The following is a 26,889-nucleotide window of genomic DNA, read 5'->3' on the forward strand; positions in this document are numbered from 1 at the left end:
TTCGCCTGCGGCATCCCGCACCTGCTCAAGGGCGGCTTCAGCGAGAACGCCTCGACGAACGTCGACGTCTACTCGATCCGCCAGGCCGTCGGCGTCGTCGCCGTCATCTCGCCGTTCAACTTCCCGGCCATGGTGCCGCTGTGGTTCATCCCGATCGCCATCGCGTGCGGCAATGCCGTCGTGCTCAAGCCCTCGGAGAAGGACCCGTCGGCCGCGCTCGCGATCGCCGCCCTGTGGAAGGAGGCCGGCCTGCCCGACGGCATCATGCAGGTCGTCAACGGCGACAAGGAGGCCGTCGACGCGCTGCTGACCCACCCCGACGTCAAGTCGGTGTCGTTCGTCGGCTCGACGCCCATCGCGAAGTACGTGTACGAGACGGGCACCGCGCACGGCAAGCGGGTGCAGGCCCTCGGCGGCGCGAAGAACCACATGCTCGTGCTGCCCGACGCCGACCTCGACCTCGCCGCCGACGCGGCCGTCAACGCCGGCTTCGGCTCGGCCGGGGAGCGGTGCATGGCCATCAGCGCCCTCGTGGCCGTCGAGCCGATCGCCGACGAGCTCATCTCCAAGATCAAGGACCGCATGGGCAAGCTCGTCACCGGTGACGGCACGCGCGGCTGCGACATGGGCCCACTCGTGACGAAGCAGCACCGCGACAAGGTCGCCGGCTACCTCGACTCCGGCGTGGCCGACGGGGCGACGCTCGTCGTCGACGGCCGTGAGAGCGACTTCGACGCCGACGGCGAGGGGTACTTCCTCGCGCCGACGCTCTTCGACAACGTCAAGCCCGGGATGTCGGTGTACGACGAGGAGATCTTCGGCCCGGTGCTGTCGGTCGTGCGCGTGCACTCCTACGACGACGGCCTCGAGCTCATCAACAGCAACCCCTACGGCAACGGCACCGCGATCTTCACCAACGACGGGGGCGCCGCCCGCAAGTTCCAGCGCAACGTCGAGGTCGGCATGGTCGGCGTCAACGTGCCGATCCCGGTGCCGGTGTCGTACTACTCCTTCGGCGGCTGGAAGAACTCGCTGTTCGGCGACACGCACGCGCACGGCATCGAGGGTGTGCACTTCTTCACCCGCGGCAAGGTCGTGACGTCGCGCTGGCTCGACCCGAGCCACGGCGGCCTCAACCTCGGCTTCCCCCAGAACGACTGAGCCGCAAGGCAGCCCCACGAGCCCTGGAAGGAAAGACCGGACCGATGACGTTCCCCACGGCGCTGCCCGCGCCGCGCACCCCGGACCCGATGGACGCCCCGCCGCTGCGGTGGGGTGTCCTCGGGACGGGCTGGATCGCCGAGCGCTTCTGCGACGCGATGGCCCGCCACACGCGCCAGCGCGTGCTCGCCGTGGGCTCCCGGACGCGTCCGGGTGCCGACGCGTTCGCCGACGCCTTCGTGGGCCGCAACGGGGACGCCGGAGGCGGGGGAGGCGTCGAGCGCCCGGCGACGTACGGCCGCTACGAGGCACTCGTCGCCGACCCGGACGTCGACGTCGTCTACGTCGCGACGCCGCACCACCTGCACCTGCCGCACGCGCGGCTCGCGCTCGAGGCGGGCAAGGCGACCGTCGTCGAGAAGCCGATGGGCCTGTCGGCGGCCGAGGTGGCCGAGCTCGAGGACCTGGCGTCGGCGCGCGGACTGTTCCTCATGGAGGCGCTGTGGTCGGCGTACCTGCCGAAGTTCGACGTCGTCCGGCAGCTGCTCGACGGCGGCGCGCTCGGCGCGATCCACTCGGTGCAGGCCGACCTCGGTGAGTACTTCGCGCCCGACCACCGCATCATGCGCGCCGACCTCTTCGGCGGCCCGAGGTACGACCTGCTCACCTACCCGCTGTGGTTCGCCCGGTGGGTGCTCGGCGACCTCGAGGAGGTCACCGAGCTCGTGACGCCGGCCCCGGCGTCGCTGAGCCCGGACGGCGTCGAGGGGCAGATCGCCGTGTCGGCACGGTCGGCGTCCGGCGGGCTCGCCTCGCTGTTCGCGACGATCCTCGGCGACACCCCGACCACCGCGACCATCGTCGGCTCCGCCGCGACGCTCCGCATCGACGGGCCGTTCTACCAGCCGGGCGGGTTCACCCTGCGCGCGCACGACGGCCGCGAGCTGCGGTACGACGAGCCGCGCATCGCCCACGCCGGGCTCCACTACGAGGCGGCGGCGGCAGCGCGCGCCGTCGCAGCCGGGCGGCTCACCGCCCACCACCAGACCACCGGGTGACCCGACGGCGACGCAGCCGCGACCCGAGGAAGCGAGAGGAAGCACCATGGCCGAGTCCAAGGCCCGCAACACCGACGAGCGCTACAGCAAGCTGACGATCGGCGTGTGTCCCGACCAGTGGGGCGTCTGGTTCCCCGAGGACGACAAGCAGATCCGTTGGGAGACAGCGCTCGACGAGATGGCCGAGGCCGGCTTCTCGGTCATGGAGACCGGGCCGTTCGGCTACTTCCCCAAGGATCCGAAGCGCCTCCAGGAGGCGATGGACCAGCGCGGCTTCCAGGTCGTGGCCGGCACCGGCTGGGGCATCCTCCACAAGCCCGAGGCCTGGGCCGACACGGAGAAGACCTTCCGCGAGATCGCCGAGACCCACGCCGCTGTCGGTGCGGAGTACGTCGTGCACCTGCCCCCGATGTTCCGCGACGAGAAGACGTGGGACTACACGGACGACCGCGTCCTGTCGACCGAGGCGTGGAACACCTACATCGCCAACGCCGACCGGCTCGGGCGGATCATGAAGGAGGACTACGGACTCAAGATGGTGCTCCACCCGCACGGTGACAGCCACATCGAGACCCCGGCCGACATCGACCGTGTCTTCCAGGCGACCGACCCCGACTACGTCGGCTTCTGCCTTGACACGGGACACATCGTCTACGGCGGCGGCGACCCGATGGAGCTGTGCCGCAAGTACCCCGAGCGCATCTCCTACGTCCACATCAAGGCGATGGACGAGGGCCTGGTCAAGCAGGCCCACGACGAGGACTGGCCCTTCGGCCTCGCCGTCGCCAAGGGCTGCTCGGTGCGGCCGCCCGCCGGTGCGCCCGACATGCCCTCGCTCATCGAGGCCCTCGCCGACCTCGACAAGGAGCTCTACGTGGTGTGCGAGCAGGACATGTACCCGTGCGACCCGTCCTACCCGCTGCCCAACGCCATCCAGACCCGCGAGTACCTCGCCTCCATCGGCCTCGGCCTGCTCTGAGCCCGCGGGCTCTCCCTCACACTGACGAAGGAGTCACGACATGACCGTCCGCATCGGGATGATCGGCCCCGGGGGCATGGGCCAGGCCCACATCGACCGCATCCACACCGTCATCGCCGGCGGCCGCGTCGTCGCCGTCAGCGACGTCGACGAGGTGCGCGCCAAGGAGGTCGCCGACCGTGTCGGCGGAACGGCGTACGCGTCGTCGGCCGAGCTCATCGCCGCCGACGAGGTCGACGCCGTGATGATCTGCAGCTACGGCCCGGCCCACGAGGTCGACGTGCTCGCGGCCATCGCCGCGGGCAAGCCGGTGTTCTGCGAGAAGCCGCTGACGCCGACCGCCGACGCCGCGCTGCGCATCATGGAGGCCGAGCAGGCCGCCGGGCGACGGCTCGTCACCGTCGGGTTCATGCGCCGGTTCGACCGCAGCTACCGCCAGATGAAGGAGCTGCTCGACTCGGGCGAGCTCGGCGAGACGCTCATGGTGCACTGCGCCCACCGCAACCCGACCGTGCCCGCGCACTACACGTGGGACATGGCGATCAACGACACCGCGATCCACGAGATCGACACGATGCGGTGGCTGCTCGGCGAGGAGTTCGTATCGGCGCGCGTCGACAAGCCGAAGAAGACCTCGCTGCGGTTCGAGCACCTGCAGGACCCGCTCGTGCTCGTGCTCGAGACGGAGTCGGGTGTCCGCGTCGACGACGAGATCTTCGTCAACTGCCAGTTCGGCTACGACATCCGCTGCGAGGCCGTCGCCGAGAAGGGCACCGTGACGCTGGCCGACCAGAACGCCGTAGAGGTGCGCGACGGCTCGGGCCACCGCAACGCGATCACTCGCGACCACAACGACCGGTTCTGGGGCGCGTTCGTCACCGAGGTGCAGGAGTGGATCAACGCCGTCGCCGCGGGCGAGCACACCGGCTCGACGTCGTGGGACGGCTACGCCGCGGCGTGCGTCTGCGACGCCGGCGTCAAGGCGCTGACCGACGACGGCGTCGTCAAGGTCGAGATGATCGCCAAGCCGGACTTCTACGCCTGAGCGCCAGGTCCCCTCGAGGCCCGGCCGGCGCGTCCGGCCGGGCCTCGAGGTGCCGTCACCACGACGTCGGCTTCTGCGGCTGGTAGAGCCAGACGTCGAAGAAGTGGGTCAGGTCCGTCCCCGAGATCTGTTCTGCCAGTGAGATGAACTGGGCGGTGGTGACGGTGCCGTAGCGGTTCTGCTGGACCCAGGTCCGCATGATCCGGAAGAAGGCCTCGTCGCCGACCTTCTGCCGCAGCGCCTGCACCGTCATCGCGCCGCGTTGGTAGATGGTCCCGTCGAAGAGCCGGGCCGGACCCCCGGGGTCGCCCGGCGGCGGCGTCCAGAACCCCGTCTTCGACGCGGGCGTGTTGTAGAGCTGGTCGAAGTAGCCCTGCGCACTCCGTCGGCCGTTGTGCTCGCTCCAGATCCACTCGGACCACGTCGCGAACCCCTCGTGGAGCCAGATGTCCTGCCAGTGTCCGAGCGTCACCGAGTCGCCGAGCCACTGGTGGGACAGCTCGTGGGCGAGCGTCGTCTCGTCGGGCATCCGGTCGAAGACCGGTTTCGTCTGCGTCTCGAGCGAGTAGCCCACCTCTGGGGCGTCGTCCGCGATCGCCCCCACGGCGTCGAACGGGTAGGGCCCGTAGATCGAGGTGTAGAACTGCACGATCTGCGGCAGCTTCCGCAAGACGTTCCCGGAGGAGAGCGTCGGGTCGACGGCGACGTACGACGGCGTGGCGCCGACCTGGGTGACCGTCAGGTCGAAACGCCCCAGGGTCGCCGTGGCGAGGTACGGCGCCATCGGGTCGCTCTCGCGCCAGGCCCACGTCGTGCGCCCCCCGGACGACACGTTCGAGACGAGCACGCCGTTGGACAGGGCGGTGAGGCCCTCCGGCACGGTCACCGAGATGTCGTAGGTCGCCTTGTCTCGGGGGTCGTCGTTCACCGGGAACCACCCGGGCGAGCCCTGCGGCTCCCCGACGACGAAGGCGCCGTCCGAGGTCGGCACCCAGCCCTCCGTCGAGCCGTCGGGGTCGGTCACCGGGTGGGGCTCACCCGAGTAGCCGACGACGACCGTGAACGAGTCCCCGGCGCGAAGGCCGTGACGGGGGGTGATGACGAGCTCCTGGTCGCCGGAGCGCGTGTAGCCGGCAGGAGCCCCGTCGACCTGCAGCGCCGAGATCGTGAAGCCGCGGAGGTCGAGGTCGAAGCGTGAGAGGTCCTGGGTCGCGGTCGCCGTGACGACCGCCGTGCCGGTGAGCTGCCGCGTGCCAGGCTCGTAACCGAGGCTCAGCGAGTAGTGGGAGACGTCGTAGCCGCCGTTCCCCGCGTCGGGAAAGTAGGGGTCGCCCCCGCCGGGAGCGCCGGGGGTGAAGCCTGCGGCTCCGGCCGGTCCGGCGCTCAGGAGGACCAGCGCCGACGCCGCGGCCAGCGCACCCTTTGCACCTGTGCGCATCCTCGCCACCACCCAAGATCGTCATCGTGGACCATTCGAGCGTAGGACCGATGGGCGGGACGGACTTGGGAATCACGGCTTCATCTGCTTAGGTAAGCCTGACCTTAGTACGCTCGTCGCTCCGCGACCCGGCCCACCACCCGGAGGACCCGTGATCGTCTGCCACTGCGCCGTGGTGACCGACCGCGACGTCACCGACGCGTGGGACGCCGGCGCGCGCAGCCTCGGGCAGGCGTGCCGCACCACCGGGGCGGGCACCGACTGCGGCTCCTGCGTCTTCTCCCTCAAGCGGCTCCTGTGCGAGCATGAGGCCTCAGTCACCCGGTCGCTGTCGGACCCGACGCGCGACCTCGTGTCCGGTCCGATGCCCACGCCGCTGGAGGTGGTGGAAGGTGCAGCCAGCTAGCCCCCGAGTCGTCGAGCTCCTCAACGACGCCCTGACCTTCGAGCTGACGGTCACGAACACGTACTTCCTCCACGCGCGCATGCTCGACAGCTGGGGGTTCACCAAGCTCGGCAAGGTCTTCTACGACCTGTCCCTCGACGAGATGCGCGACGCCGACGACCTCATCAACCGCATCCTGCTCTTCGACGGCCACCCCAACGTGCAGAAGCTCGGGGCCATCAGCATCGGCGAGGACGCGCACGAGATGCTCAGGCTCGCCTTCGAGAGCGAGAAGGCGGCCGTGGCGCAGTTCAACGCCGGCGCCAAGGAGTGCCACGAGCTCGGCGACCACGGCAGCGCGGCGGTCTTCGAGGAGATGGTCCGCGACGAGGAGAAGCACGCGGACTGGTTCGAGAGCCAGCTCGACGCGATCGAGCGGATCGGCGTGCAGCAGTACCTCGCCCAGCAGCTGGGCGAGGGCGGCCCCGAGGCCTGAGCCTCGAAGCCGCCCTCGGCCGGGTGGCGGTGCGTCGGGTCAGTCAGCGACCTGCAGGGCCTTGACGGCGTCGCGCGCGGTCACGACTGCGGCGTGCTGACGCGTCACGACATCGCGGAACCCCGCGCTGAGGTCCTGCTGGAGGGCCTTCTCGTACTCCGACACCGCATGGTTCTCACCCGTCACGGCGGCACCGAGCACGCTGCCCGCGTCGTCACCCGTCAGGGCGTCCTTGAGCGAGATCCAGCCGCGGTGCACGGCTGAGGCGATCGAGCCGCTCTCGTCGACGTCGTCACCGTAGGCGTGGCCCATCCCGACGATCTCGCGCCGGAAGCCGGCGCGCTCCTCGGACAGCTGCTGCAGCGTCGTCGCCCACTCCGGGCGGTCGTCGCCGCGCAGCTTCTCGGCGGCCTGGGCGAAGCCACGCTCGCCGTCCTTCAACGTCTCGACGAGCTCCTTGGCGGCCTTGGCGTCGTCCGTCATGCTCATTCCTTCGTTCGGGGTCTCCGGTCCCCTCAGCCCTACCCGTCCCGGCCGCGCACGAACCCTCCGGCCTCGACTGATGCCGTCCGCGCATGGCGGTCCCGGCGTCGCCGCGGGAGGATCGAGGCGTGAAGCTCAAGCTCGACCTGCACGACGTGTACAACCGTGGCGACGAGATCGAACGGGCTCTGCGCGCCGTCATCGACGAGGCGGTCGAGAAGAAGGCGCCGCTCGTCGAGATCATCCCCGGCAAGGGCTCCGGCCAGCTCAAGAAGCGGGTGCTGCGGTTCCTGGACCGCAAGGACGTCAAGGCGCGCTACCACCGGGTCGAGAAGGACTCGGACAACTTCGGCCGCGTCTTCGTCCACTTCAGGTGGAAGTAGTCACACGTCGCGAGGCGAGCTGCGCGCACGCCGCGGCCCGGTTTGTCCGGTGCGCACGGCGTCGGTGCCCTGTTACCGTTCAGGCGATCGTGATCCGACCGCAGGAGGTGAGACCCATGTGTGCAGTGTCCGCAGAGGGTGCTCCCTCGCCGTCCACGATCACGCGACGCCCGTAGTCGCGACCGGGAGCGCCCGCCAGCCATCGCGCGAAAGGCGACTCCCATGAACACTTCTCCAGCGACCCCGACCGCCGGCCCCGACCAGCGCGCCCTCGTTCTCGCCGGCGGCGGCGCGGCGGGCAACGCGTGGGAGCTCGGCGTCATCGCCGGCCTCCACGATGCCGGCCTCGACGTGACCCGGGCCGACGTCATCATCGGCACCTCGGCCGGCTCGACGGTGGCCGCGCAGATCACCGGCGGCACCAGCCCGGCGGACCTCTACGCCTCGATCCTGCGCGAGGTGCCACCGACGCGTCCCGGCGCCCCGGGCGGGGAACCGCGACGCCGGCCGGCCGTCTCGGGGCCGAGCTACCTCGAGTGGTCGAACGCCATCATCGCCTCGGCCACCGACCCGGCCGACATGCGTCGCCGCCTGGGCGTCGCGGCGCTGGCCCGCGACGCGTCCGGCGGGGCCGACGCCAGGCGCTGGCGCGAGGTCGTCGCCTCTCGCCTCGCGAGCCACGACTGGCCGCAGCAGCGCGTGCTCATCACCGCCGTCGACGCCCGCACCGGTGAGCCGGTCGTGCTCGACCGGGACAGCGGCGTCGACCTCGTGGACGCCGTGGCGGCCAGCACCTCGGCGATGGCGCCGTACGCGATCGGCGAACGTCGCTACCTCAACGGCGGCTACCGGCGCAGCGAGAACGCCGACCTGGCAGCGGGATTCGGACGCGTCCTCGTCATGTCGCCGTTCGGCGGGGCCACCCGGATGCCGCTCGAGTGGGGCATGGACCTCGCCAGTCAGGTGGCCGAGCTGCGGGCCGGCGGCAGCGTGGTCGAGACGGTCTTTCCCGACGCCGGTGCCGGCGAGGTGTTCGACGCCAACGCGCTGGACCCGTCGACGCGTCTGCCGGCGGCTCGCGGTGGCTACGCGCAGGGCCGATCTCTCGCCGCGCGCCTCGGCGAGTTCTGGGAGTGAGCCAGCCGCGGCGTGCGAGGGCGTGCGCCTACCGGCCGGCCAGCTGCGCCACGACGGGCGCCAGCACCCCGGCGGAGCCGGCGCCCACCACGACGTAGGAGAAGCCGCTCTCCTCGCGTCGCCGGAGGAGCTCGTCGTCGGCGGCCGCCGGGTCGCTCGGGAGGCAGGCCAGCGAGTCCGCCGCACGCATCGCTGCCGGGTCGGTGTCCCGGGCGGACGCCATGAACGGGGCGACCTCGTCGCCGACGACGGGCACGTGCAGCGCCAGCTCGACGTCCCGCACGGCGAGCAGCTCCCGCGCCAGGCGTTCGACGTCGGCCCGGCCGTCACCCGGCATCATCGCGAAGGTCACGGTGTCGGCGACCTCGGCCGCGAGGGCCCGAGCGCGAGGGCCGCGCACGGCCATGACGACGGGAGTGTGGGCTTCGGGGCCGTCGAGCTCTCGCAGTCGCGCGACGGTGTCGCGCACCTGGTCCAACCGATCTCGCGGCGCCGCGACGGGCAGGCCGAGGTCACGCAGCTCGTCCTCGATCCCGGGGCGCCCGGTGCCGAGGCCCAGCTCGAAGCGGCCCTCGGTCAGCACCGACATCGAATGTGCCTCCCACGCAAGGCTCCAGGCCGGGTGCAGCGGGGAGGCGTGGACCCAGGTGCCGACGCGCAGGTCGGTCTGCGCCGCCGCCATCGCGAGGGCCGGTGCCGGGGCCGGCTGCCACTGCGGCACGTCGGGCATGAGCAGCGTGGAGTAGCCGCCGTCGGCGATGCGTCGCACCTGCTCCCGCCAGGTCGACAGGTCGGTGAGCACCGGGGCGACGACGCCGAACCGGAACGGTCTGGTCATGGCTGGGCGTCGAGCACCGGGTAACGCAGGTGGGTCACGCCGACGCCCGAGACGACCGTCGGGTCGCCGAGGAAGGCGGGCATGCCGGCGAGGTGGTCGAACAGCCGCACCCCTGAGCCGAGGAGGACGGCCGAGAGGTCGATGCAGAGCTGGTCGACGAGGCCGGCGTCGAGCAGCTGCCGGATGGTGTCGGCACCGTGGACGCCGACGGACTTCCCGCCCGCGGCGGCCTTCGCCTGTCGCACGGCGCTCTCGACGCCGTCCGACACGAAGTGGACCGTCGAGCCGGGCCGCGGCCACCCGTCGGGGGCCTCGTGGGCGAGGACGAAGGCAGGCCCCCAGGCGTGGTTGCCGCCCCAGCCCTGCGCGACCTCGAAGGTGCGTCGGCCGGTGAGCACGGCACCGAGCTCGGACGTCAGGCCGCGGATGTACCGGGCGCTCGGCTCGGACACCCGGAACGTCATCGCGTCCGATCCGCCGGTGCGGACCTCGACGTCGCCCGAGCCGAAGTACCAGTCGAACACCTTCATCACGTCGTCGTCGGGGCCGGCGACGAAGCCGTCGAGCGACATGGACATGATGGCGATCACTTCGGACACGGCGGTTCCTTCCAGAGGGTTCGCCCCCGCGCGGGAGGGCCTTCACTCCTGCTACGAAGAGGGCCTCCCGGATCGGACACCCTTGCGCGTGAAGCTGAAGTGGGTGACGCCGCTGGGCGAGGAGACCGCCTCGACGTCGTAGTCGTCGTCGAGGGCCTCGAGTCCGTCCCAGAGGCGGACGCCGCGGCCGAGCAGGATCGGGACCTGCACGAGGTGCATCTCGTCGACGAGCCCAGCGAGGAGGAAGTCGCGCACGACGGTGGCGCCGCCGCCGATCCGCACGTCCTTGCCGCCGGCCGCCTCGCGAGCCGTCTCCAGCGCCTCCGCGGGATTGGCGTCGAGGAAGTGGAATGTCGTGCCGCCCTCCATCTCGAGCGGGGACCGCGGGCGGTGGGTCAGGACGAAGGTGGGGGTGTGGAAGGGCGGGTTCGGGCCCCACCAGCCCGTCCAGTCCGGGTCGTCCTGCCAGCCGGGCGGGCCGAACTTGTTGGCACCCATGATCTCGGCGCCGAAGCCGTGGTCGTGGCGCTCCGCGAAGGCGTTGTCGACGCCGGCGGTGCCGCCGGCGTCCCAGGACCGGGTGGCCATCATCCACTGGTGCAGGCGCTGCCCCGCATGGCCGAACGGGGCCTCGAGGCTCTGCGGCTCGCCGGTGCCGAAGCCGTCGAGGGAGATTGAGAAGTTGTGGATCCGTGTGAGCGACATCCGCGCCCTCCTGGGTCGTCGACTGCACTGTGCGCTCGGGCTGGTGGGCTCTTGCAGCCTAGGGGCACGGATGGCGGGAACCGGCCCTTGGCGCTCCGGCATTCCCGGCCCGGGGACGGTCGCTCGAATCGGTGAATAACGGTCGAACCGGGTGGCTCCGGCGTAGCGTGGTGAGGTCGAGGAGTTTTCGGCTGCAAGGGGGAGTTGTGGGCACTGTCTGGTGGCGAGTTCCTGTGATGGTCATGGCGCCGTTGGCTGCAGCGGTGGTCTGCGCACCGGCCGGTTCGGCGTCGACGCAGCTGAACCCGAAGGTGGAGCACGTGCTGCTGCTCAGCCTCGACGGGTTCCACGACGCCGATCTGACGAACTACGCCGCTGCGCATCCGTCGTCCGCGCTGGCCTCGGTGCTGGCGCGCGGACGCCGGTACTCGAACGCGTCGGCCCAGACGCCGTCGGACTCCTTCCCGGCCACCCTGGCGATGACGACCGGTGGCTCACCACGGTCCACCGGCGTCTACTACGACGTGTCCTGGGACAACGACCTGTCGCCGGCCGGTTCGGACTGCAGCACGAGGGGAGCGCTCGTCCCGTTCAACCAGTCGATCAACGTCAACCCGAACGCGGGGGACAGCGTCGCCGACATCAACCCGGCCAAGCTGCCCCGCGACCCGGACCGCGGCTGCAGCGTCGTCTACCCGCACCAGTTCCTCAAGGTCAACACCATCTACGAGGTGGCGCACGCGGCCGGGCTCCGCACCGCGGTGGCCGACAAGCACCCGAGCTACGAGATCCTCGCGGGCCCGTCCGGCACGGGCATCGACGACTTCTACGGCCCCGAGTTCAACGCGGCCAAGTCCGACGTCGCCAAGATCATGGCGAACGACGAGCTCAAGGTCGGTGCGGTGCTCAACCAGATCGACGGGTACACCCACGACCGCACCGCCGCCGTCGGCGTCCCGGCCATCTTCGGCATGAACTTCCAGGCGGCGAACATCGGACAGAAGTTCTCCGGCTACGTCGACGCGGCCGGGACGACACCCCAGAGCACCACCACGATCGGACCGCTCGCGGGTACTGCCCCCGGCCTGGCCCAGGCGCTCGACTACGTGGACGGGGCTGTCGGCCGGATGCTCGGCCGGATCGAGGCCGACGGCCTCACCGACGACACGATGGTCATCCTGACCGCGAAGCACGCCAACAGCCCGGTCGACCGCTCGACGCTTCGCTGGGTGGACCCTGCCGGCTTCGCCCCGCTCGTCAACAGCGTCCAGCCCGGGCTGACCGCACAGGTGACCGCCGATACGATGGCGCTCGTCTGGCTCAAGGACCGCAGCCGTGCGGCCGACGCGGCCGCGGTGCTCGAGGCGAACGCCGCGACGATCGGGGCCGGCACCGTCACGAGCGGCGCCGCAGTGGGGGAGCTCTTCGACGGCCAGCTCGGCGGCAACGCGGGCCGGATCCCCGACATCGTCGTGCAGCCGGCGACCGGGGTCGTCTACGCGGCACCGAACGCGAAGCTGGTCGACCACGGGAGCGGTAGCGCCGAGGACACCCACGTGCCGCTGGTCATCATCGAGCCCGGTCGCAAGGGTGGCCGGACCCTCAGCTGCCCCGTCTCGCTGCGACAGGTGGCGCCGACGGTGCTGCGTGCCCTCGGGCTCAAGGAGAGCCTTCTCGACGCGGTCCGGCTGGAAGGAACCCAGCGCCTGACGAACGGCGACGAGTGCTGAACCAGACTGAGGCCCAACAGGATCGGTGCGCGACCGGATGACGTACTTCTGGGTCGGAGTCGGCGTCGTCCTCGTGCTCGGCATCGGGCTCATCGTGTGGGGCTCGATGACGGGCCCGGGGCAGTCGGGTGAGGACGTGTCCGCGCGGCGGGGCCGCCAGGCTCAGGTCGGTGCGGTGCTGGCTGGCCTGGCACTCCTGGTGCTGGTGGTCGCCTACCTCACGGCGCCGTGGCCCTAGGCCGGAACCGTACCCCTAAGTCGACGCGTCGCGGATCACCAGCGCCCGCGGTGCACGACCTCGTCGAACGGGCGCCGGTCGAGCCGCTCGATGACCGCCAGCGGGCGGTCTGACGGGTAGCCGACGGAAAGCATGTAGGCGAGGAAGCGTCCCTCGGGGAAGCCCAGGACGGCCCGGGCCTGGTCCTGGTCCGCAGCCGCCGCGTGGCCGGTGCCGACACCGAGGTCGGCCGCGGCGACCGTCATCGCGTATGTCGCCTGGCCGAGGTCGTACTGGAGGAGGGCGGACTGCCGGTCGTCCTTGGGTGTCGGCGCGACGATCGCGATGGCGGCCGCCGCACCAGCGACGTGCCTGGCGCCCTGCCAGACCTTCGACAGCTCGACCAGCTGCGCCCGGTCGGTGACGAGCACGAAGTCCCATGGCTGCCAGTTACCGGCGGACGGGGCGCGGCGTCCCGCGTCGAGGATCCGGTCGAGATCCTCGTCGGGGACCGGTTGCTCCGTGAACTGTCGGACATTTCGTCGCGCCCGCAAGGCGTCCCATGTCTCCACCAGCCCATCCTGCGCCTCCGACGCCCCTGTGGCCACCGGCCGGCCCGGACGGTCGCCCACGTGCCGCCCTCGTGGAGCCGGGGCCCGCCGACCACCTGGTCAGCGGGCCCCGGGTCGGTGTCTCACGCGTCGATGCGGCGGCCGCTGAACGAGCCGGTCCCCGAGTCGACCTTGGTGCCGGAGGGATCGAAGACCGCGAAGTCGTACTTGCCGCTGATCCTCCCGTGGTGCACGCTGCCCCAGGCACGGACGCGCACGGTCACCCCTGGCATGTTGGGACCGCCGCCGGCCTGGCCCGTCCAGAAGGTCGCCTTGAAGCCGCCGCCGCTGCGACGAGCCCAGGTTCCCGTGAAGGGCGGACCGGCCGCGGCGATGTCGTGGCTGATGAAGACGTTCCCACCCGCGAAGCTGAGGACGGTCGAGACCTTCGTCTGGTCGGCGGGCGGGTCGTCCTGGCGGCTGACGATCCAGCTGCCGTTGAGGCTGGAACCACCGCCGTTCTCCCCGGCCGAAGCCGAGGAGGCACTCGCCACGCCCCCGATCGCCACCGCGCTCGCGGCGCCGGCCCCCACCAGAACGCGACGCCGATTCATCACGTGCTCGTCCATTGCGATCTCCTCCTCTTGTGAGCCGTCGGAGAACCCCGACCCTTCAGGTTCGGCGTCCGAAAGAAGGCGCGTCAAGATCTCCCCGCGCGTCCACCACATATGCGCGCTAGGTCTGGATGGTGGGTGGATGAGTGACGAATGGCGCACCAATGCGCACAAAGACTGTCCTGACGAATACGCCTGATTTCATTGCGAATACGGGGTTCCGACGCATCGACAGAGACTTGTCGGTGCCAGGCTGGCCATGCCGTCTCTGTCTCGATGGAGTCCGTGACGAAAGTCCTTGGAGCTCAGCCGTATCCGCCAGAGCTGGGCCAGCCGTGAGCGCTGATGAACCACACGGCCGACGTCAGCACCGCGGACACGAGGAGCGCGAAGAGCAGGCCACCGGCCACGGGCAGGAACCATCCAGGTGCGCGCCTCGACCGCACGGCGACGACCTTGACGACGACGGTGCCGAGGACCGCGCATCCGAGGACGCCGTGCACGACGGTGCGGGCCGGCACGGGCTCGCCGTCGGCGAACCTGCCCGTCTCGAGGCCCAGCGCCCAGAGACAGTGGTAGGCGACGACGCCCGTGAGCAGCAGGGTGACCACTCCACTGACGCGGTGCGCGGTGCCGAGCCACGACGGCGCGCTGATGCCGAGCTTGCCGTAGAGCCAGAGGGCGCCGATGACCTGGAGCACAGCGAGAGCCCCGATGGCCACGGACAGAACGACCTTCATGTCGATGACGGTGCGGAAGCCGAGCGTCGTCGTGCCGGCGAGCGTCGGGTCGTGCACGGTGCCGAACACCCCGACGAGCAGCGCGACGACGGCGCCCGCGGCGAACCCGACCAGGGGTACGGCCAGGCTCCTCGGCGGCGTCGTGTCTGCTGCCATGGCGTCAGGATGCTCCTGCTCCGACACGTCCGGCAGCGCAATGCGGGAACACCGACCGGCTACGGGGGGCTTGCGTCAGAGGTTGGCCCTGAGGATGTCGGCGACGTCGGCCGGTCGGGTGAGGAACGGGGAGTGGCCACCCGGCAGGTCGATCGGCTCGACGCCGAGACGGTCACGAGCGACCCGGCGGGACCAGTCGGGGCTCACGACCCGGTCCTCGGCGCAGACGACCGACAGGGTCTCGACCTGCGGCCACGCGTCGAAGGGGGCGACCTCGCGCCACATCGAACGTTGGAACCTCAGTCGTGCGATGGCGGCGTCGGCGACCTCGGAAGGGCAGTCGTGGTAGAGCACGCGCCGGGCGCCGGCATCGGTGAAGCGGAACCGTCCCTCGGCGTCGAACTCGAGATCCGGGCTGTGCAGTGGCAGGTCGCGGTCGGCGTCCTCGGAGGCCAGCGACTCCAGGCTCCGGCCGGGAGCGCCCACCACCCCGGCCACCATCACCATCCGACGCGTCGGCACCCGGAGGGCCACGAGTGGCGCGAGCAGTGCGCCCAGCGAATGTCCCACGACCACAACCTCCCCCGCGTCGACGGGCAGAGCCGCGACAGCGGCGTCGGCGTTCGCGGCCAGGGCGGCGTCGAGGTCGTCGCAGGGAAGGTCGGGAGCCGTCGTCCCGTGCCCGGCCGCGGCGAGGATCGAGGCCACTCCGTCCCAGCACCAGCCACCGTGACAGGCGCCGTGGAGCAGCAGGAAGTGCACCATGCGGCCGACGATACCGCCGGCGTCCGAGGCCCACCTCGGCGTCGTTGACATCGCTCGGTGGCTGGGCGGACACTCGGCTGAGGGAGCTCTGAGGGGGGTTGAGGAGCAATCATGTCGTGGACCCTCAAGGGTGAGTACGTCGAGACGTGCTCGTGCGAGCTCATGTGCCCGTGCAACCTGTCCTTCGACCACGGGGCGACGTACGACTTCTGCCGGGTGGTCCTGGTGTTCGACATCGGCGAGGGTGCGGTGGACGGGACGGACGTTGCCGGCCGCACTGTGGCGATGATCGCGGACGCACCCAAGGTGATGACCGAGGGCAACTGGCGGGTGGGTGTCTTCGTCGACGACCACGCCAGCGACGAGCAGCTCGAGCGACTCGTGCAGGTCTTCAGTGGGCAGCTCGGTGGGCCGATGGCCGGGCTCGCGCCGCTGATCGGGGAGATGCTCGGCGTCGAACGTGCGTCCATCGAGGTGGTCCACGACGGGCTTCGCCACAGCGTCAGGATCGGCAGCGCGATCGACTTCGAGATCGAGGACATCGTCCCGTTCGGGGTCGAGAGCGGCGAGCCGGTGAGGTTCTCCGGGATGTTCCATCCGGTGGGGTCCGACCTGACGATGGCCGAGGCGCGACGGTCGAGCATCGACGCCTTCGGGATCAGCTACGAGGGGAAGACCGGGCTGTCGAAGTCCGGCTTCTCATGGGCCGCCTGACGGGACCGACGCAGGTGGGCGCCGCCCACCCGGCCGACGCCGGGCTGCGCCCCGCCTACGCCGCAGTGCGGGCGCACCTGTCGCTCGTCGCCGTCCTCGTCGCACTCGCCGTGCTCGGGTGGTGGTGGACGGTCCAGCAGATGAGCGGTATGGACCAGGGGCCGTGGACCGAGCTGGGGACGTTCGGCTGGTTCATCACGGTGTGGGTCGTCATGATGGCCGCGATGATGTTCCCCTCGGTGGCGCCGACCGTGGCGCTGTACTCGCGGATGAGCCGAACTCCGTTGGGGCCCATGGCATTCGTCGCCGGCTACCTGGCCACCTGGACCGCCGCCGGGATCGTCGCCTTCGCGGTCGGGCTCCTCGCGGCGCGCGTCGTGCCCGACCCGCAGTGGGACGACGCCGGCCGCGTCCTCACCGGAGGGACGCTGCTGCTGGCCGCGGTGTACGAGCTGACGCCGCTCAAGCGGGTCTGCCTCAACAAGTGCCGCAGTCCGCTCGGGCTGATCCTCGGGTCGTGGCGTGACGGGTGGACCGGCGCGCTGCGCATGGGGATGCGGAACGGCGCCTGGTGCGTCGGCTGTTGTTGGGCGCTGATGGCGTCGCTGTTCGCGCTGGGAGTGATGAGCCCCGTGTGGATGGCGGTGGTCGCCGGGCTCATCGCCGTGGAGAAGGTCCTGCCCTGGCGCCGGACCGCCACCTACGGCACCGCTCTCGTCCTGCTCGGCCTCGGCGTGCTGGTGCTCGTCGCGCCGCAGGTCATCCCGGGCCTCACCGTCCCGACGCATGGCACGATGCCGATGTCCCTCTCCTGACGCAGGCGGGCCGCGACTCATTCCGCGGGGATGACGCGACGCGGCGGGCCGGGCGAGACGGTGGGAGGGTGCCGAGCCGACCCGACGCCCGACCCAGCGCCCGTGGGGGTGCGAGTCCCGACTCGACCTTGAGCGGGCGGTGGACGGTGATCGACGGCGTCAAGGTGTTCTACCGGGAGTCCGTCGGTCCGCGTCGACCGGGGACGCCCATGGTGCACCTGCACGGCTTCGGACTCTCGGGCCGCTACCTGCTTCCCACGGCGCAGCGGCTGGCCGGCGAGTTCCACACGCTCGTGCCCGATCTCCCCGGCTTCGGGCGCAGCGGCCGGCCGCGCGAGTCCCCGGGTGTGCCCGAGCTCGCCGACGCCGCAGCCGCCTTCCTCGACGACCGTGCCCTGGACCGGGTGAGCCTCGTCGGCAACTCGATGGGGTGCGCGGTGATCTGCGAGTTCGCGCACCGCCACCCAGGCCGGCTCGAGCGCGCCGTGCTCGTCGCGCCTGCGGGGGGACTGCACAACCAGCCGCTGCACCGGGCCGTCCGTCAGCTGGCCCGGGACGGCGTCCGGGAACCCATGGGGCTGTTGCCCGTGGCGGTGCCCGACTACCTGAGGTACGGCGTGCCCAGCACGATCCGGATGTTCCAGGCCCTGACGCGCTACCCCGCGCTCGAGCGCCTGCTCGCGCTCAGCGTGCCCACCCTCGTCGTGGTCGGGAGCGCCGACCCGCTGATGCCGGACCCGCGGCGGATCCAGCAGATCGCGAGCCGGATCGACAACGAGGTCCTGCTCGTGGTCATCCATGGCGCCGCGCACGCGATCAACTTCAGCCACCCGGGTGAGCTCGCGAACGTCATCCGTCAGTTCATGGCCGACGAGCCGATCCGCGACGACCCCGACGAGCCGGGGGACGCGCGGGTCCACGAGATCCACCGCGGGGCCAGGCTCCCTCCGGCGGCGAGGCCACCCGAGTCCGAGTGAGGCGCGGGGCTGCCCCGCGCCTGTCAGCCGTCCTGGTCCCGGCCGAGGCTGGCCGCGACGGCGAGCTCGTCGACGAGGTCGTTCATCTCGTGGCCGGAGTGGCCCTTGACCCACTGGAAGGCGACGGCGCCGCGCTCGTTGACGGCGGTCACGAGCGGCTCCCACAGGTCGCGGTTGGCGACCGGCTTCTTCGCCGACGTGGTCCAGCCGCGCTTGAGCCAGCCGTCCCACCACCGGTCGCGGAAGCAGTTGACGACGTACGTGGAGTCGCTGACGACGACGAGCGGGCCCTCGAGCGCCGTGACGGCCTCGAGCGCCGCGCGGATCTCCATCCGCTGGTTCGTGCTCGGTCGCTCCGAGCCGGACGCGAAGCGCTCCCGGTCGATCGCCCACGCCCACCCGCCCGGGCCGGGGTTTCCCGAGCACGCCCCGTCGGTGTAGACGAACGTCGCACCATCCGGGGTGGCCATCGGCGCCTTCGGTGCCTTCGGGGCCCTGGCCGTGCCCGCGGTCCTGCCGCGGGCTGCGGACGGCGTCGGCTGGGGCGCGCTCAGGCCCGGGAGGGCGAGCTCGGTGCGGCACGATGCGTGCACCCACGCGTTGGCCTTGCCACCCGCGCCGACGATCTCGTCTCCCACTCGGATCGGACCCTGGCAGCTGGTGCAGCGTCCCGGAAACTTGGCCAGCACAGTTCTCCTCGTTGCTCGGTCGTCGGGTCGCGGCCCCGCGGCCCACCGCGGTTCGCGCCACGTCGGTCCGCGGCTCCGAGCGTAGTGATCCCGGCGGACGGCCACGACGCGCCCCTTCGCCTCTCCCGGCGGGCGGGCGTCCGATGCCGACGCAGGCGCTACTGGCCGCCGCCGGCTGCGGCGGCGAGGGCCGCGGCGAAGACGACGGCGGACGCCATCGCGACAGCCAGGCCGAGGAGGTCCACCACCACACGTGCGCTCGATCGCTGCCGGCCGTTCACGATGCCCCCCTGGGTCCGGGGTCGCGGAGCAAGCTCCTCGACCCTGCATGTCATCCGGCCGTGTCCGACCCGATGAGATGCACGATCACACACCCCACGTCCGCTCGGGAGGATCGCCACCCTCGGCTGCATGTTCTCGTAGACCGTGACGCCAGGAGGTATCAGGCGCTGCCCGGCGCACACTGACAGGGCTGCCGAGCCCACTGGCCTGCGGGCCCCGGGCCGGTCCCTCCACGAAGCCGACCCGGGGCCCTCGGCGTCCGTTGCGAGCAACAGGCACCACCTGTGTGACGACCGAGACCCCGGATCGTGTCGCCCTTTCCGTGCCGACTTCCGCCGAATCGCCACCGCGGCCTCGATCCTCGACGACGGCCGAAACGCGTCCGGGCGCGAGCTACCCCGGATATTCTGGGGCGCACCAAGGTATTCGCTCTGGTTGACGCGAGCCGGGCCTCGAGTCGCCACCGTGCATGACAGCAGGCTCGAGGGTTGGTGACCTCGCCGTCGGGCCCGGAGAGGTGGGCGTCGATGCCGACCAACGTGCAACACCTGAGCCTCGACGAACGCCGAGCACGCGGAAGGCAAGCCGCAGAGCGGACGCCGGTCTCGAGCCACCGCGGATGGACGCCCGATGCCGCTCGTCCCGATCCGGTCGCCCTGCTCGAGGAGCAGAACGCGACCCGCGACGCGGACCTCGTGCCCGTGCGGCACGGCCGGATGTCGGCGTCGTCCTTCACCTTCTACCGCGGTGCCGCGAGGGTCATGGCCGCCGACCTGCGGACGACGCCCCGCGCCGGCCTGATCGTCCAGCTGTGCGGGGACGCGCACCTGTCCAACTTCGGGGGTTTCGCGTCGCCGGAGCGGACTCTGCTCCTGGACCTCAACGACTTCGACGAGACGCTCCCCGGCCCGTTCGAGTACGACGTGATGCGGATGGCGGCGAGCTTCACCATCGCGGCGCGCAGCAACGGATTCGCGAAGGGCGACGTGAAGGACGTGACCCTGGCCAGCGTCTCGGCCTACCGCGAGGCGATGGCGAGCTTCGCGGGGATGCGGACGCTTGACGTCTGGTACGCCCGCCTCGCTGAGGAGGACGTCGTGGCCGGCGCGAAGGCGATCGCCAGGACGAAGGAGGAGGAGAAGGAGCTCAAGCGCAGCGAGAGGAACATCGACAAGGCCCGGACCCGCGACAGCCTCCAGGCACTGTCCAAGCTGGCGGAGAAGGTGGACGGCAGCTACCGGATCATCAGCCAGCCACCCACCGTCGTGCCGATGCGCGACCTGTCGGCGACGTACGGCCTGTCCGGGGACGAGGAGGAGACGGTCATCCGCGACATCTTCCGTGCGTATCGCGCGACGCTGCAGGACGACCGGCGACGTCTGTTGGAGAAGTTCGAGTTCGTCGACGCCGCCCGCAAGGTGGTGGGGGTCGGCAGCGTCGGGACCCGGGCGTTCATCGTGCTGCTGCAGGGACGCGACGACCAGGACCCGCTGTTCCTGCAGGTCAAGGAGGCCACCACGTCGGTGCTCGAGGACCACCTGCCCCACAGCCGCTTCAACCAGCCCGGCGAACGTGTCGTCCAGGGCCAGCGGATGATGCAGGCTGCCAGCGACATCTTCCTGGGGTGGAGCAAAGGACTCGACGCGTCACGGCACTACTACTGGCGCCAGCTGCGCGACATGAAGCTGTCTGCGCTCGTGGAGCAGATGGGCCCGACCGGGCTGCGCTACTACGCGCACATCTGCGGGTGGACCCTGGCTCGGGCGCACGCGCGGTCCGGCGACCCCGTGGCCATCGACGCCTACCTCGGCGAGTCGGACGAGTTCGACCGGGCGATGACCAACTTCGCCCGGCGCTACGCCGACCAGAACGAACGTGACTACGAGGAGTTCGTCGGGGCCATCAGGTCGGGGCGGCTTGCGGCGACCATGGACGTCTAGGTCGGAGGGCGCATGAGCCAACGAGCCCGGTCCGTCCCGCCCGCTCCCGCTCCCGCGCGGCGAGAGCGCGGCGGCGTCATCGCGCTCCTGCAGGGCATCCGGCCCTACGACCGGGCGCAGCTGCCGCAGGACGTCGTCGCGGGCGTCACCCTCGCGGCCCTCGCGATCCCCGAGGTCATGGGTTACACGAAGATCGCCGGCACGCCGGTCATCACCGGGCTCTACACGATCCTGCTGCCCGCGGTCGTCTTCGCCGTCTTCGGCTCCTCGCGGCACCTCGTGGTGGGTGGGGACTCCGCCACCGCCGCGATCCTCTACGCCGGCATCGCCGGCCTCGGCGTCTCCGGGCTGCAGCCGGACACCAACCAGTGGCTGGCCCACGCGAGCCTGGCAGCGCTCGTCACCGGCGGCCTGCTGCTGCTCGCCCGCGTCGCGAGGCTGGGCTTCCTGGCCGACTTCATCTCGCGCAGCGTCCTCGTCGGCTTCCTCACCGGCGTCGGTGTCCAGGTGGCTCTCGGGCAGCTGGCCGGCATGCTCGGCGTGCCTTCACCGTCGGTCGCCGCGGACCAGGTCAGCGGGACGTTGATCAAGTTCTGGGACACCCTGAAGGAGCTGCCCGACACGTCACTGACGACGCTGGCGGTCTCGCTCGGCGTGATCGCGACGCTCGTGGTGTTCGGACGCTGGTTCACGGCGATCCCGGGCGGCCTCGTCGCCGTGGTGGGCGCGATCGTCGCGAGCTGGGCGCTCGACCTCCAGAGCCACGGGGTGTCCGTGCTGGGGCCGGTGCCCAGCGGCCTGCCCGCGATCGGCCTGCCGAGTGGCGTCGCGTGGGCCGACGTCGTGCCGCTGCTCGGGATCTCCGCGTCGATGTTCCTCGTGATCATGGCGCAGAGCGCGGCGACCTCCCGCGCCTACGCGGTGAAGTACCAGGACCGGTTCGAGGAGAACAACGACCTCGTCGGGCTCAGCCTCGCGAACGTCGCGGCCGGCCTCAGCAGCACCTTCGTCGTCAACGGCAGCCCCACCAAGACCGAGATGGCGGACGAGGCGAAGAGCAAGAGCCAGGTGGCGATGCTCACGATGGCCGTCACGGTCGCGATCGTGCTGCTGTTCCTGACCAAACCCCTGCAGTACATGCCCAACGCCGTGCTGGCCGCCGTGGTCTTCGTCATCGGCGTCAAGCTCATCGACCTCGTGAACATGAGGGCCATCTGGCGTCTGCGCCGCGACGAGTTCTGGATCGCGGCTGCGACGGCTGCCGTGGTGCTCGTCGTGGGCGTCGAGCAGGGCATCATCCTCGCCATCGTCCTGTCACTGCTCGACCACGTCCGGCGCCACTACCTGCCGCACGACTCGGTCATCACCTTCGACGAGCGCGGCCGGCCCCACGAGGTGCCGTCCCGGCCCGGCGCCGAGACCGAGCCCGGGCTGGTGGTCTACCGGTTCGGCGTCGGGCTCTTCTACGCGAACGTCACCCGCTTCAGCGCGGAAGCCCTTGCGCTGGTGGACACTCCGACGCGGCCGCAGTGGCTCGTCCTGCTGGCCGACGCGATCGACGACGTCGACTTCACGGCCGGCCAGGCTCTGGTCGAGCTCGCGAAGCAGATGTCCGGGCGCACCGTGGTCTTCGCCGTCGCAGCCGCCCGGTCGGACGTCCTGACCGAGCTCGACCGGTTCGGGCTCGTGGACGTGATCGGCCGGGACCGGGTCTTCGCGACGCTCGACGAAGCGGTGGCCGCGTTCGGCGCCCGATAGGGGCGCGCACCCGATCCCACGGGGCACGAACCGGATAAATGCGGTGACACCTGCCGTACGGATCTGGAGAATCCTCGCGTGATTCTCGCCGCCGTCCTGCGCCACGCCCGCCCGCCGTCGCCGCTGGCCGGTCGGCTGTCCGCCCAGTCGCTGCTCTTCGCCCTGGGCGAGGGCACCTTCATGACCGGCTCGGCGGTGTTCTTCACGCAGATCGTCGGGCTCTCGGCCGCTCAGGTGGGTCTCGGCCTGACCTTCGCCGGCATCGCCGCGTTCCTCGCCGCGCTCCCGATGGGCAAGCTCGTCGACCGCTTCGGCCCCAAGCGGATGTGGGCCGTCAGCGCCGCCGGGCAGGCCGCGATGTTCGCGTTCTGGCCGCTCATCGACGGCTTCGAGGGCTACGTCGTGATGGCCGTCGGCATGGAGGTCATCGGCGCGCTCGGCGGCGCGGCGTACGGCGCGTACACCATCGACGTCCTGCCGCCGGACGAGCGCGTGACGTCGCGCGCGTACATGTACTCCGCGCTCAACGTCGGCTTCACCATCGGCTCGATGCTCGGCGGCATCGCCCTCGCGTTCCACTCCAACGACGTCCTGCACGCCCTGCCGTGGTTCACCTCGGTGGCCTTCCTCGTCAACGCCGCCGCGATCACCCGCCTGCCCAAGGCAGCCCACGACGAACGTACCCCCGAGGACCGGAAGGTGAAGATGCCCGGCCCAGGCCCGCTGCGCAACCCCGGCTGGCTGCTCACGACGTTCTTCGGCGGCGTCTTCTGGACCAACCAGGTGCTGCTCAACGTCGTCATCCCGCTGTGGCTCGTGGAGAAGACCGACGCACCGCGGGTGCTGCTGGCGTTCCTCTTCGGCACGAACACCGTCATGTGCATCTTCCTGCCGATGGTCACCTCGCGCGGGGTCAGGAACGTGCCGACGGCGCTCAGGGCCGTCCGCCTCTCGGCCGTCTTCTTCGTCGTGTCGTGCATCATCACGCTGGCGACGCACGACACCGTCGGCTGGGTGACGATCGCACTCGTCTGGCTCGGGCACGTGACGGTGACCGGCGCCGAGCTGTACCTATCCGCGGCGAGCTGGTCGTTCGAGGCCGAGCTGATGGACCCGCGCCAGCGCGGCGCCTACCAGGGTGCCGCCGAGCTCAGCGGCACGCTCGGCCGCGTCTGGGCGCCCGCGCTCTACACGTTCCTCGCCATGAACTGGGGTGCCGGTGGTTGGCTGCTCATCGCCGGGATCATCATCGTGGCCACGATCGGCATCCACCCGTCGACGCGGCTCGCCCAGCGCTTCCTCGAGCGGCACGTGCCCGCCGACGTGCTCGCCGACGCCCGCTCGGCCGCGCCCGACGCGGAGGAGGGCCTCGCGCTCGCCGCGCCCTCGCTCATCAGCACCGACGCGCCGGTGCCGGACCCCGACCCGGTGCGCTGACGCGCGCCGGTGCCGCTGCTACCAGCGCACGCTGTGGGGAGGTCTCGTCTCGGATGTGGCGAGCGCCGGCGTTCACCCCGTCTGAGCCACCGGCCGGTCACTCACTGGCGTGATCTGGCAGGTCGTGACGCCGGCGCCCGGCTTGAGGAACGCCTGCAGGTGCGCGATGTCGTCGGTCTCGACCACCAGGTAGGTCGTGTGCTGTGGAAAGGCCAGCCAGTAGCCGTGGAGGGTCACGTCCGGATGGTCACCGTCGAACAGCGAGCGGGACCCGCCCGCGCCGTACGGGCAGTCAGCCGGGGCATGAGATTGCGTGATGTGGAACAGCATGGCGCTCCTCCGTCGTCCCGACGCCCGGTCGGACGCCGCCCGAGGAGTCGAAGTCTAGCCGCGGGCCTGCGTCTTCCGGGAGTTCTCGAACGCCGGCCGCGCAGTGCCCAGCATCCCCTGAGGGGGACGCGGCAGACGTCATCCGCTCACGGCCAGGCGGACGCGGTCCAGCATGTCCTGCTCGCGCTCGCTGACCAGCTGCGCCCCGAACCCCATGAAGCCGCCTTCCTTGGCGGCGTCCGCAGCCGCTTGTGCCGCCGTGACGAGCCACTGCCCGAAGGCAGCCGCCTCTTCCGGCGTGGCCTTCGCGGCGACGATCCGATGGACGGCGCGCAGCTCCTCGAGCACCTGCTCGCCGGGCGGCTGTCCACCCGTCGGCTTGTAGCCGCTGACCGGGTTGTGGTGCTCCTGCACCATGGCCTGGATCTCGAGGGCCACCTCAGCCAGCAGCTGTTCTCGACTGGGCGGGTTGGTGGCGCTCTTGAGCATCGCCATGGACTCCTTGGCAGCCTCGATCGGCCCGCCCGGGTCGGCCAGGGTGATCGACATTCCGGCCATGAACGGAGCACGCACGACGCGCGTCCACTCCTCCTCGGTGAAGTCGCTCTTCGCAGTCACGGTGCGTTCCTTCCTCGGCTCGTCGTCCTGACGCCTCCAGCTGCCACGATCCCGTGCTCTGCGGGAGGGCGCTTCATCCCCGCTGGCTGAGGTGAGCGACCCCACGTCCCGCTGCCGCTCGCTGGGGGCGGCTCCGCTGCGGGTCTCAGGCCCGCTCGTCGGGACGTGCTTCGTCGCTCTTCTGCCACGGCCAGCGACCCGTGATCTCGAGCTCGAGGGAGAAGCTGAGGAAGGTGCGGATGACGACGATGAGACCGAGCACGAGAACGTTGTTCAGGGTCGGGGTGATCGCGACGGTGCGGATTATGTCGGCAGCGACCAGCAGCTCCAGGCCGAGGAGGATGGATCGCCCGAGCTGCTGCCTGAACAGCCGGTAGGTGTCGGGCCGGTGGGCTCGCCAGTTCAGGACGGCCTTGGCTGCGGCGAACGCGGCACCGGCCACCAGGACGGCGACGCCGGCGGTGTCGATGACCTTGCCCGCCAGCTCGATCGCCTCGGTGAAAGCCATGCATGTGCCTCCCGCTGCGGTCCGGACTGCTGCTCCATTGTCGTGGGCCGCGCGTCCACGTCGGCACGAGATCCGGGAAATGGGTGCACCGCCTCCGGCGCCGCGCCGGCCCGAGGTCCAGCGCTCGACCTGGCGCGATGCCGGCTCCGGGCCGTCTCCCTCGGGCTACGCTCGATGGCGAGACGATCCGAAGGGCGGTCCTTCATGACGCAGCTCTCCATGCACGAGCGGCTCCCCTTCGACGAGGCCATCACACCGCCCCGCGTCTCGACCGGTGAGCTGCCCCGGCCCGAGGAGGTCGAGCAGCTCGTCACCGAGGCCTACCAGCGGTACCGAGGCACGACGGACGGCACGGTCGCCGACTACATCCCGGTGCTGGCCGAGGCGTCGCCCGACTGGTTCGGGATCAGCGTCGTCGGTGCCCGGGGGCGCTCGTTCGAGATCGGCGACGTGGACACCCTGTTCTCGATCCAGAGCGTCTCGAAGCCGTTCGTCTTCGCGCTGGTGTGCGACGCCGTCGGCCACGAGTCGGCGCGGCGCCGGCTCGGCGTCAACAGCACGGGGTTTCCCTTCAACTCCCTCATGGCCATCGAGCTCAACGACGACCGGACGATGAACCCCCTCGTCAACGCAGGAGCGATCGCCACCACCAGCCTGGTGCCGGGCGACACCGCGGAGGCCAAGTTCGAATCCATCCGGGAGGGCCTGTCACGCTTCGCAGGCCGCGAGCTGACGGTGAACGAGGAGGTGTTCGCCTCCGAGTCCGGTTCGAACATGCGCAACCAGGGCATCGCCCATCTGCTGAACAGCTACGGGCGCGTGTACTTCGACCCCGACCAGGCGACGGAGGTCTACACCCGCCAGTGTTCGCTCGAGGTGACCGTCCACGACCTCGCGGTGATGGCGGCGACCCTGTCCGACGGCGGCGTCAACCCGCAGACGCAGGAACGTGTCATCGCGCGCGGCGTGTGCCGGCGGGTGCTCGCCGTGATGGCGACCGCCGGCCTGTACGAGCTGTCCGGTGACTGGCTGTACGAGATCGGCATGCCCGGCAAGAGCGGCGTCAGCGGAGGCATCGTCACCGTGTCCCCGGGCAAGGGTGGCCTGGCCACGTTCTCGCCGCCGTTGGATCCGGCCGGCAACAGCGTGCGCGGCCAGCTCGTCACGAAGTTCCTCTCCGAGCGGCTCGGTCTCAACCTGTTCGCCTCCGAGCCCGTGGAGCCGCAGCGCTGAACCCGGGACGCGCCAGCGCGTCTGGGTGCTCTGTCGTTTCACCTCCGAAGGATGAGTCCCGTCCGCCGGCGCCCACCTAGCGTGTGAGGTGGACGCACGCCGAGCCGT

30 protein-coding genes are annotated in these 26,889 nt (G+C 70.9%); 17 read left to right on the forward strand and 13 right to left on the reverse strand.

Features of this window, described 5'->3' with window-relative positions; genetic code table 11:
- The 4 genes from mmsA to RY076_RS22920 all read left to right on the forward strand — a co-directional run.
- Window positions 1-1,161: CoA-acylating methylmalonate-semialdehyde dehydrogenase (gene mmsA, locus RY076_RS22905; RefSeq protein WP_323102191.1), on the forward strand; the 1,161-nt coding region annotated here is incomplete at its 5' end.
- 44 nt (window positions 1,162-1,205) lie between these two features.
- Window positions 1,206-2,219 (forward strand): Gfo/Idh/MocA family protein, encoded by a 1,014-nt coding sequence (locus RY076_RS22910; protein WP_323102194.1) that lies wholly within the window; start codon window positions 1,206-1,208, stop codon window positions 2,217-2,219.
- Window positions 2,220-2,265: 46 nt separating this feature from the next.
- Window positions 2,266-3,198, forward strand: a complete 933-nt coding sequence (locus RY076_RS22915) for a TIM barrel protein (protein WP_323102196.1) — start codon at window positions 2,266-2,268, stop codon at window positions 3,196-3,198.
- A gap of 40 nt (window positions 3,199-3,238) precedes the next feature.
- Entirely contained in the window at window positions 3,239-4,243 is a 1,005-nt protein-coding gene (locus RY076_RS22920) for a Gfo/Idh/MocA family protein (protein ID WP_323102198.1), read from the forward strand.
- A 55-nt stretch (window positions 4,244-4,298) separates the two neighbouring features.
- Here RY076_RS22920 and RY076_RS22925 read toward each other — a convergent pair whose 3' ends face one another.
- Window positions 4,299-5,681 carry a M1 family metallopeptidase gene (locus RY076_RS22925; RefSeq protein ID WP_323102201.1) on the reverse strand — a complete coding sequence of 461 codons (1,383 nt, stop codon included), beginning with the start codon at window positions 5,679-5,681 and terminating at the stop codon, window positions 4,299-4,301.
- A gap of 151 nt (window positions 5,682-5,832) precedes the next feature.
- On the opposite strand from RY076_RS22925, the gene RY076_RS22930 reads away from it, so the two are divergent.
- Window positions 5,833-6,087 (forward strand): (2Fe-2S)-binding protein, encoded by a 255-nt coding sequence (locus RY076_RS22930; RefSeq protein ID WP_323102204.1) that lies wholly within the window; start codon window positions 5,833-5,835, stop codon window positions 6,085-6,087.
- Window positions 6,074-6,562, forward strand: coding sequence for a bacterioferritin (bfr, locus tag RY076_RS22935; protein ID WP_323102207.1), 489 nt, complete (start codon window positions 6,074-6,076; stop codon window positions 6,560-6,562). The genes RY076_RS22930 and bfr overlap by 14 nt, the downstream gene beginning before the upstream one ends.
- A 39-nt stretch (window positions 6,563-6,601) precedes the next feature.
- Here bfr and RY076_RS22940 read toward each other — a convergent pair whose 3' ends face one another.
- Window positions 6,602-7,045, reverse strand: a complete 444-nt coding sequence (locus RY076_RS22940; RefSeq protein ID WP_323102210.1) for a ferritin-like domain-containing protein — start codon at window positions 7,043-7,045, stop codon at window positions 6,602-6,604.
- 128 nt (window positions 7,046-7,173) lie between these two features.
- Here RY076_RS22940 and RY076_RS22945 point away from each other — a divergent pair, with 128 nt between their 5' ends.
- Together RY076_RS22945 and RY076_RS22950 are read left to right on the forward strand one after the other, a co-directional pair.
- Window positions 7,174-7,428: a Smr/MutS family protein gene (locus RY076_RS22945; protein ID WP_323102212.1), complete on the forward strand. Its 255-nt coding sequence runs from the start codon at window positions 7,174-7,176 to the stop codon at window positions 7,426-7,428.
- A 222-nt stretch (window positions 7,429-7,650) separates the two neighbouring features.
- Window positions 7,651-8,565 carry a patatin-like phospholipase family protein gene (locus tag RY076_RS22950; RefSeq protein WP_323102214.1) on the forward strand — a complete coding sequence of 305 codons (915 nt, stop codon included), beginning with the start codon at window positions 7,651-7,653 and terminating at the stop codon, window positions 8,563-8,565.
- Window positions 8,566-8,593: 28 nt separating this feature from the next.
- Here RY076_RS22950 and RY076_RS22955 read toward each other — a convergent pair whose 3' ends face one another.
- Genes RY076_RS22955 through RY076_RS22965 form a run of 3 tightly spaced genes read right to left on the reverse strand, consistent with a single transcriptional unit; the run spans window position 8,594 to window position 10,707 of the window.
- Window positions 8,594-9,403 carry an LLM class flavin-dependent oxidoreductase gene (locus RY076_RS22955; RefSeq protein WP_323102217.1) on the reverse strand — a complete coding sequence of 270 codons (810 nt, stop codon included), beginning with the start codon at window positions 9,401-9,403 and terminating at the stop codon, window positions 8,594-8,596.
- Complete coding sequence (locus RY076_RS22960; protein WP_323102219.1) at window positions 9,400-10,002, reverse strand: dihydrofolate reductase family protein; 603 nt, start codon at window positions 10,000-10,002, stop codon at window positions 9,400-9,402. Before RY076_RS22960 ends, RY076_RS22955 begins: the two co-directional genes overlap by 4 nt.
- 51 nt (window positions 10,003-10,053) lie before the next feature.
- Entirely contained in the window at window positions 10,054-10,707 is a 654-nt protein-coding gene (locus RY076_RS22965) for a dihydrofolate reductase family protein (protein WP_323102221.1), read from the reverse strand.
- A gap of 242 nt (window positions 10,708-10,949) precedes the next feature.
- Here RY076_RS22965 and RY076_RS22970 point away from each other — a divergent pair, with 242 nt between their 5' ends.
- Window positions 10,950-12,437 (forward strand): alkaline phosphatase family protein, encoded by a 1,488-nt coding sequence (locus tag RY076_RS22970; RefSeq protein WP_323102222.1) that lies wholly within the window; start codon window positions 10,950-10,952, stop codon window positions 12,435-12,437.
- A gap of 37 nt (window positions 12,438-12,474) precedes the next feature.
- A complete protein-coding gene (locus tag RY076_RS22975) occupies window positions 12,475-12,675 on the forward strand; it encodes a hypothetical protein (protein ID WP_323102224.1) in 201 nt (66 codons plus the stop codon).
- A gap of 35 nt (window positions 12,676-12,710) precedes the next feature.
- On the opposite strand, the gene RY076_RS22980 is transcribed toward RY076_RS22975, so the two are convergent.
- From RY076_RS22980 to RY076_RS22995, 4 genes are all read right to left on the reverse strand, one after another.
- A complete protein-coding gene (locus tag RY076_RS22980) occupies window positions 12,711-13,226 on the reverse strand; it encodes a nitroreductase family protein (RefSeq protein WP_323102225.1) in 516 nt (171 codons plus the stop codon).
- A 122-nt stretch (window positions 13,227-13,348) separates the two neighbouring features.
- Window positions 13,349-13,834, reverse strand: coding sequence for a hypothetical protein (locus tag RY076_RS22985; protein ID WP_323102226.1), 486 nt, complete (start codon window positions 13,832-13,834; stop codon window positions 13,349-13,351).
- A gap of 290 nt (window positions 13,835-14,124) precedes the next feature.
- Entirely contained in the window at window positions 14,125-14,715 is a 591-nt protein-coding gene (locus RY076_RS22990; protein ID WP_323102227.1) for a DUF6529 family protein, read from the reverse strand.
- Between the two features lie 75 nt (window positions 14,716-14,790).
- Window positions 14,791-15,480 carry an alpha/beta fold hydrolase gene (locus tag RY076_RS22995; RefSeq protein WP_323102229.1) on the reverse strand — a complete coding sequence of 230 codons (690 nt, stop codon included), beginning with the start codon at window positions 15,478-15,480 and terminating at the stop codon, window positions 14,791-14,793.
- 111 nt (window positions 15,481-15,591) lie between these two features.
- On the opposite strand from RY076_RS22995, the gene RY076_RS23000 reads away from it, so the two are divergent.
- From RY076_RS23000 to RY076_RS23010, 3 genes are all read left to right on the forward strand, one after another.
- The gene (locus tag RY076_RS23000; protein ID WP_323102230.1) at window positions 15,592-16,194 is read left to right on the forward strand and encodes a DUF1326 domain-containing protein; all 603 of its coding nucleotides are present in this window, start codon (window positions 15,592-15,594) and stop codon (window positions 16,192-16,194) included.
- On the forward strand, window positions 16,182-17,009 hold the full coding sequence (locus RY076_RS23005; protein WP_323102231.1) for a DUF2182 domain-containing protein: 828 nt from the start codon (window positions 16,182-16,184) through the stop codon (window positions 17,007-17,009). The genes RY076_RS23000 and RY076_RS23005 overlap by 13 nt, the downstream gene beginning before the upstream one ends.
- Window positions 17,010-17,137: 128 nt before the next feature.
- Window positions 17,138-17,986 carry an alpha/beta fold hydrolase gene (locus RY076_RS23010; protein WP_323102232.1) on the forward strand — a complete coding sequence of 283 codons (849 nt, stop codon included), beginning with the start codon at window positions 17,138-17,140 and terminating at the stop codon, window positions 17,984-17,986.
- A 23-nt stretch (window positions 17,987-18,009) separates the two neighbouring features.
- Here the strand turns inward: RY076_RS23010 and RY076_RS23015 are convergent, their stop codons facing one another.
- The gene (locus RY076_RS23015) at window positions 18,010-18,624 is read right to left on the reverse strand and encodes a ribonuclease H family protein (RefSeq protein WP_323102234.1); all 615 of its coding nucleotides are present in this window, start codon (window positions 18,622-18,624) and stop codon (window positions 18,010-18,012) included.
- Between the two features lie 860 nt (window positions 18,625-19,484).
- Here RY076_RS23015 and RY076_RS23020 point away from each other — a divergent pair.
- The 3 genes from RY076_RS23020 to RY076_RS23030 all read left to right on the forward strand — a co-directional run bounded on the left by RY076_RS23020 (window position 19,485) and on the right by RY076_RS23030 (window position 24,092).
- Window positions 19,485-20,897, forward strand: a complete 1,413-nt coding sequence (locus tag RY076_RS23020) for a DUF2252 domain-containing protein (RefSeq protein ID WP_323102236.1) — start codon at window positions 19,485-19,487, stop codon at window positions 20,895-20,897.
- 12 nt (window positions 20,898-20,909) lie between these two features.
- Window positions 20,910-22,655: a SulP family inorganic anion transporter gene (locus RY076_RS23025; protein ID WP_323102238.1), complete on the forward strand. Its 1,746-nt coding sequence runs from the start codon at window positions 20,910-20,912 to the stop codon at window positions 22,653-22,655.
- A 78-nt stretch (window positions 22,656-22,733) separates the two neighbouring features.
- Complete coding sequence (locus RY076_RS23030) at window positions 22,734-24,092, forward strand: MFS transporter (RefSeq protein WP_323102240.1); 1,359 nt, start codon at window positions 22,734-22,736, stop codon at window positions 24,090-24,092.
- 72 nt (window positions 24,093-24,164) lie between these two features.
- Here the strand turns inward: RY076_RS23030 and RY076_RS23035 are convergent, their stop codons facing one another.
- From RY076_RS23035 to RY076_RS23045, 3 genes are all read right to left on the reverse strand, one after another.
- Window positions 24,165-24,422, reverse strand: coding sequence for a DUF3303 domain-containing protein (locus tag RY076_RS23035; protein ID WP_323102242.1), 258 nt, complete (start codon window positions 24,420-24,422; stop codon window positions 24,165-24,167).
- Between the two features lie 138 nt (window positions 24,423-24,560).
- Window positions 24,561-25,040 (reverse strand): hypothetical protein, encoded by a 480-nt coding sequence (locus RY076_RS23040; protein WP_323102243.1) that lies wholly within the window; start codon window positions 25,038-25,040, stop codon window positions 24,561-24,563.
- A 145-nt stretch (window positions 25,041-25,185) separates the two neighbouring features.
- The gene (locus RY076_RS23045) at window positions 25,186-25,548 is read right to left on the reverse strand and encodes a DUF1622 domain-containing protein (protein WP_323102245.1); all 363 of its coding nucleotides are present in this window, start codon (window positions 25,546-25,548) and stop codon (window positions 25,186-25,188) included.
- Window positions 25,549-25,752: 204 nt separating this feature from the next.
- Between RY076_RS23045 and glsA the strand changes: the two genes are divergently transcribed.
- On the forward strand, window positions 25,753-26,781 hold the full coding sequence (glsA, locus tag RY076_RS23050; protein WP_323102247.1) for a glutaminase A: 1,029 nt from the start codon (window positions 25,753-25,755) through the stop codon (window positions 26,779-26,781).
- Window positions 26,782-26,889: the final 108 nt, after the last annotated feature.

The sequence above is a fragment of the Intrasporangium zincisolvens genome, from assembly GCF_034724055.1.
Taxonomy (GTDB): domain Bacteria; phylum Actinomycetota; class Actinomycetes; order Actinomycetales; family Dermatophilaceae; genus Monashia; species Monashia zincisolvens.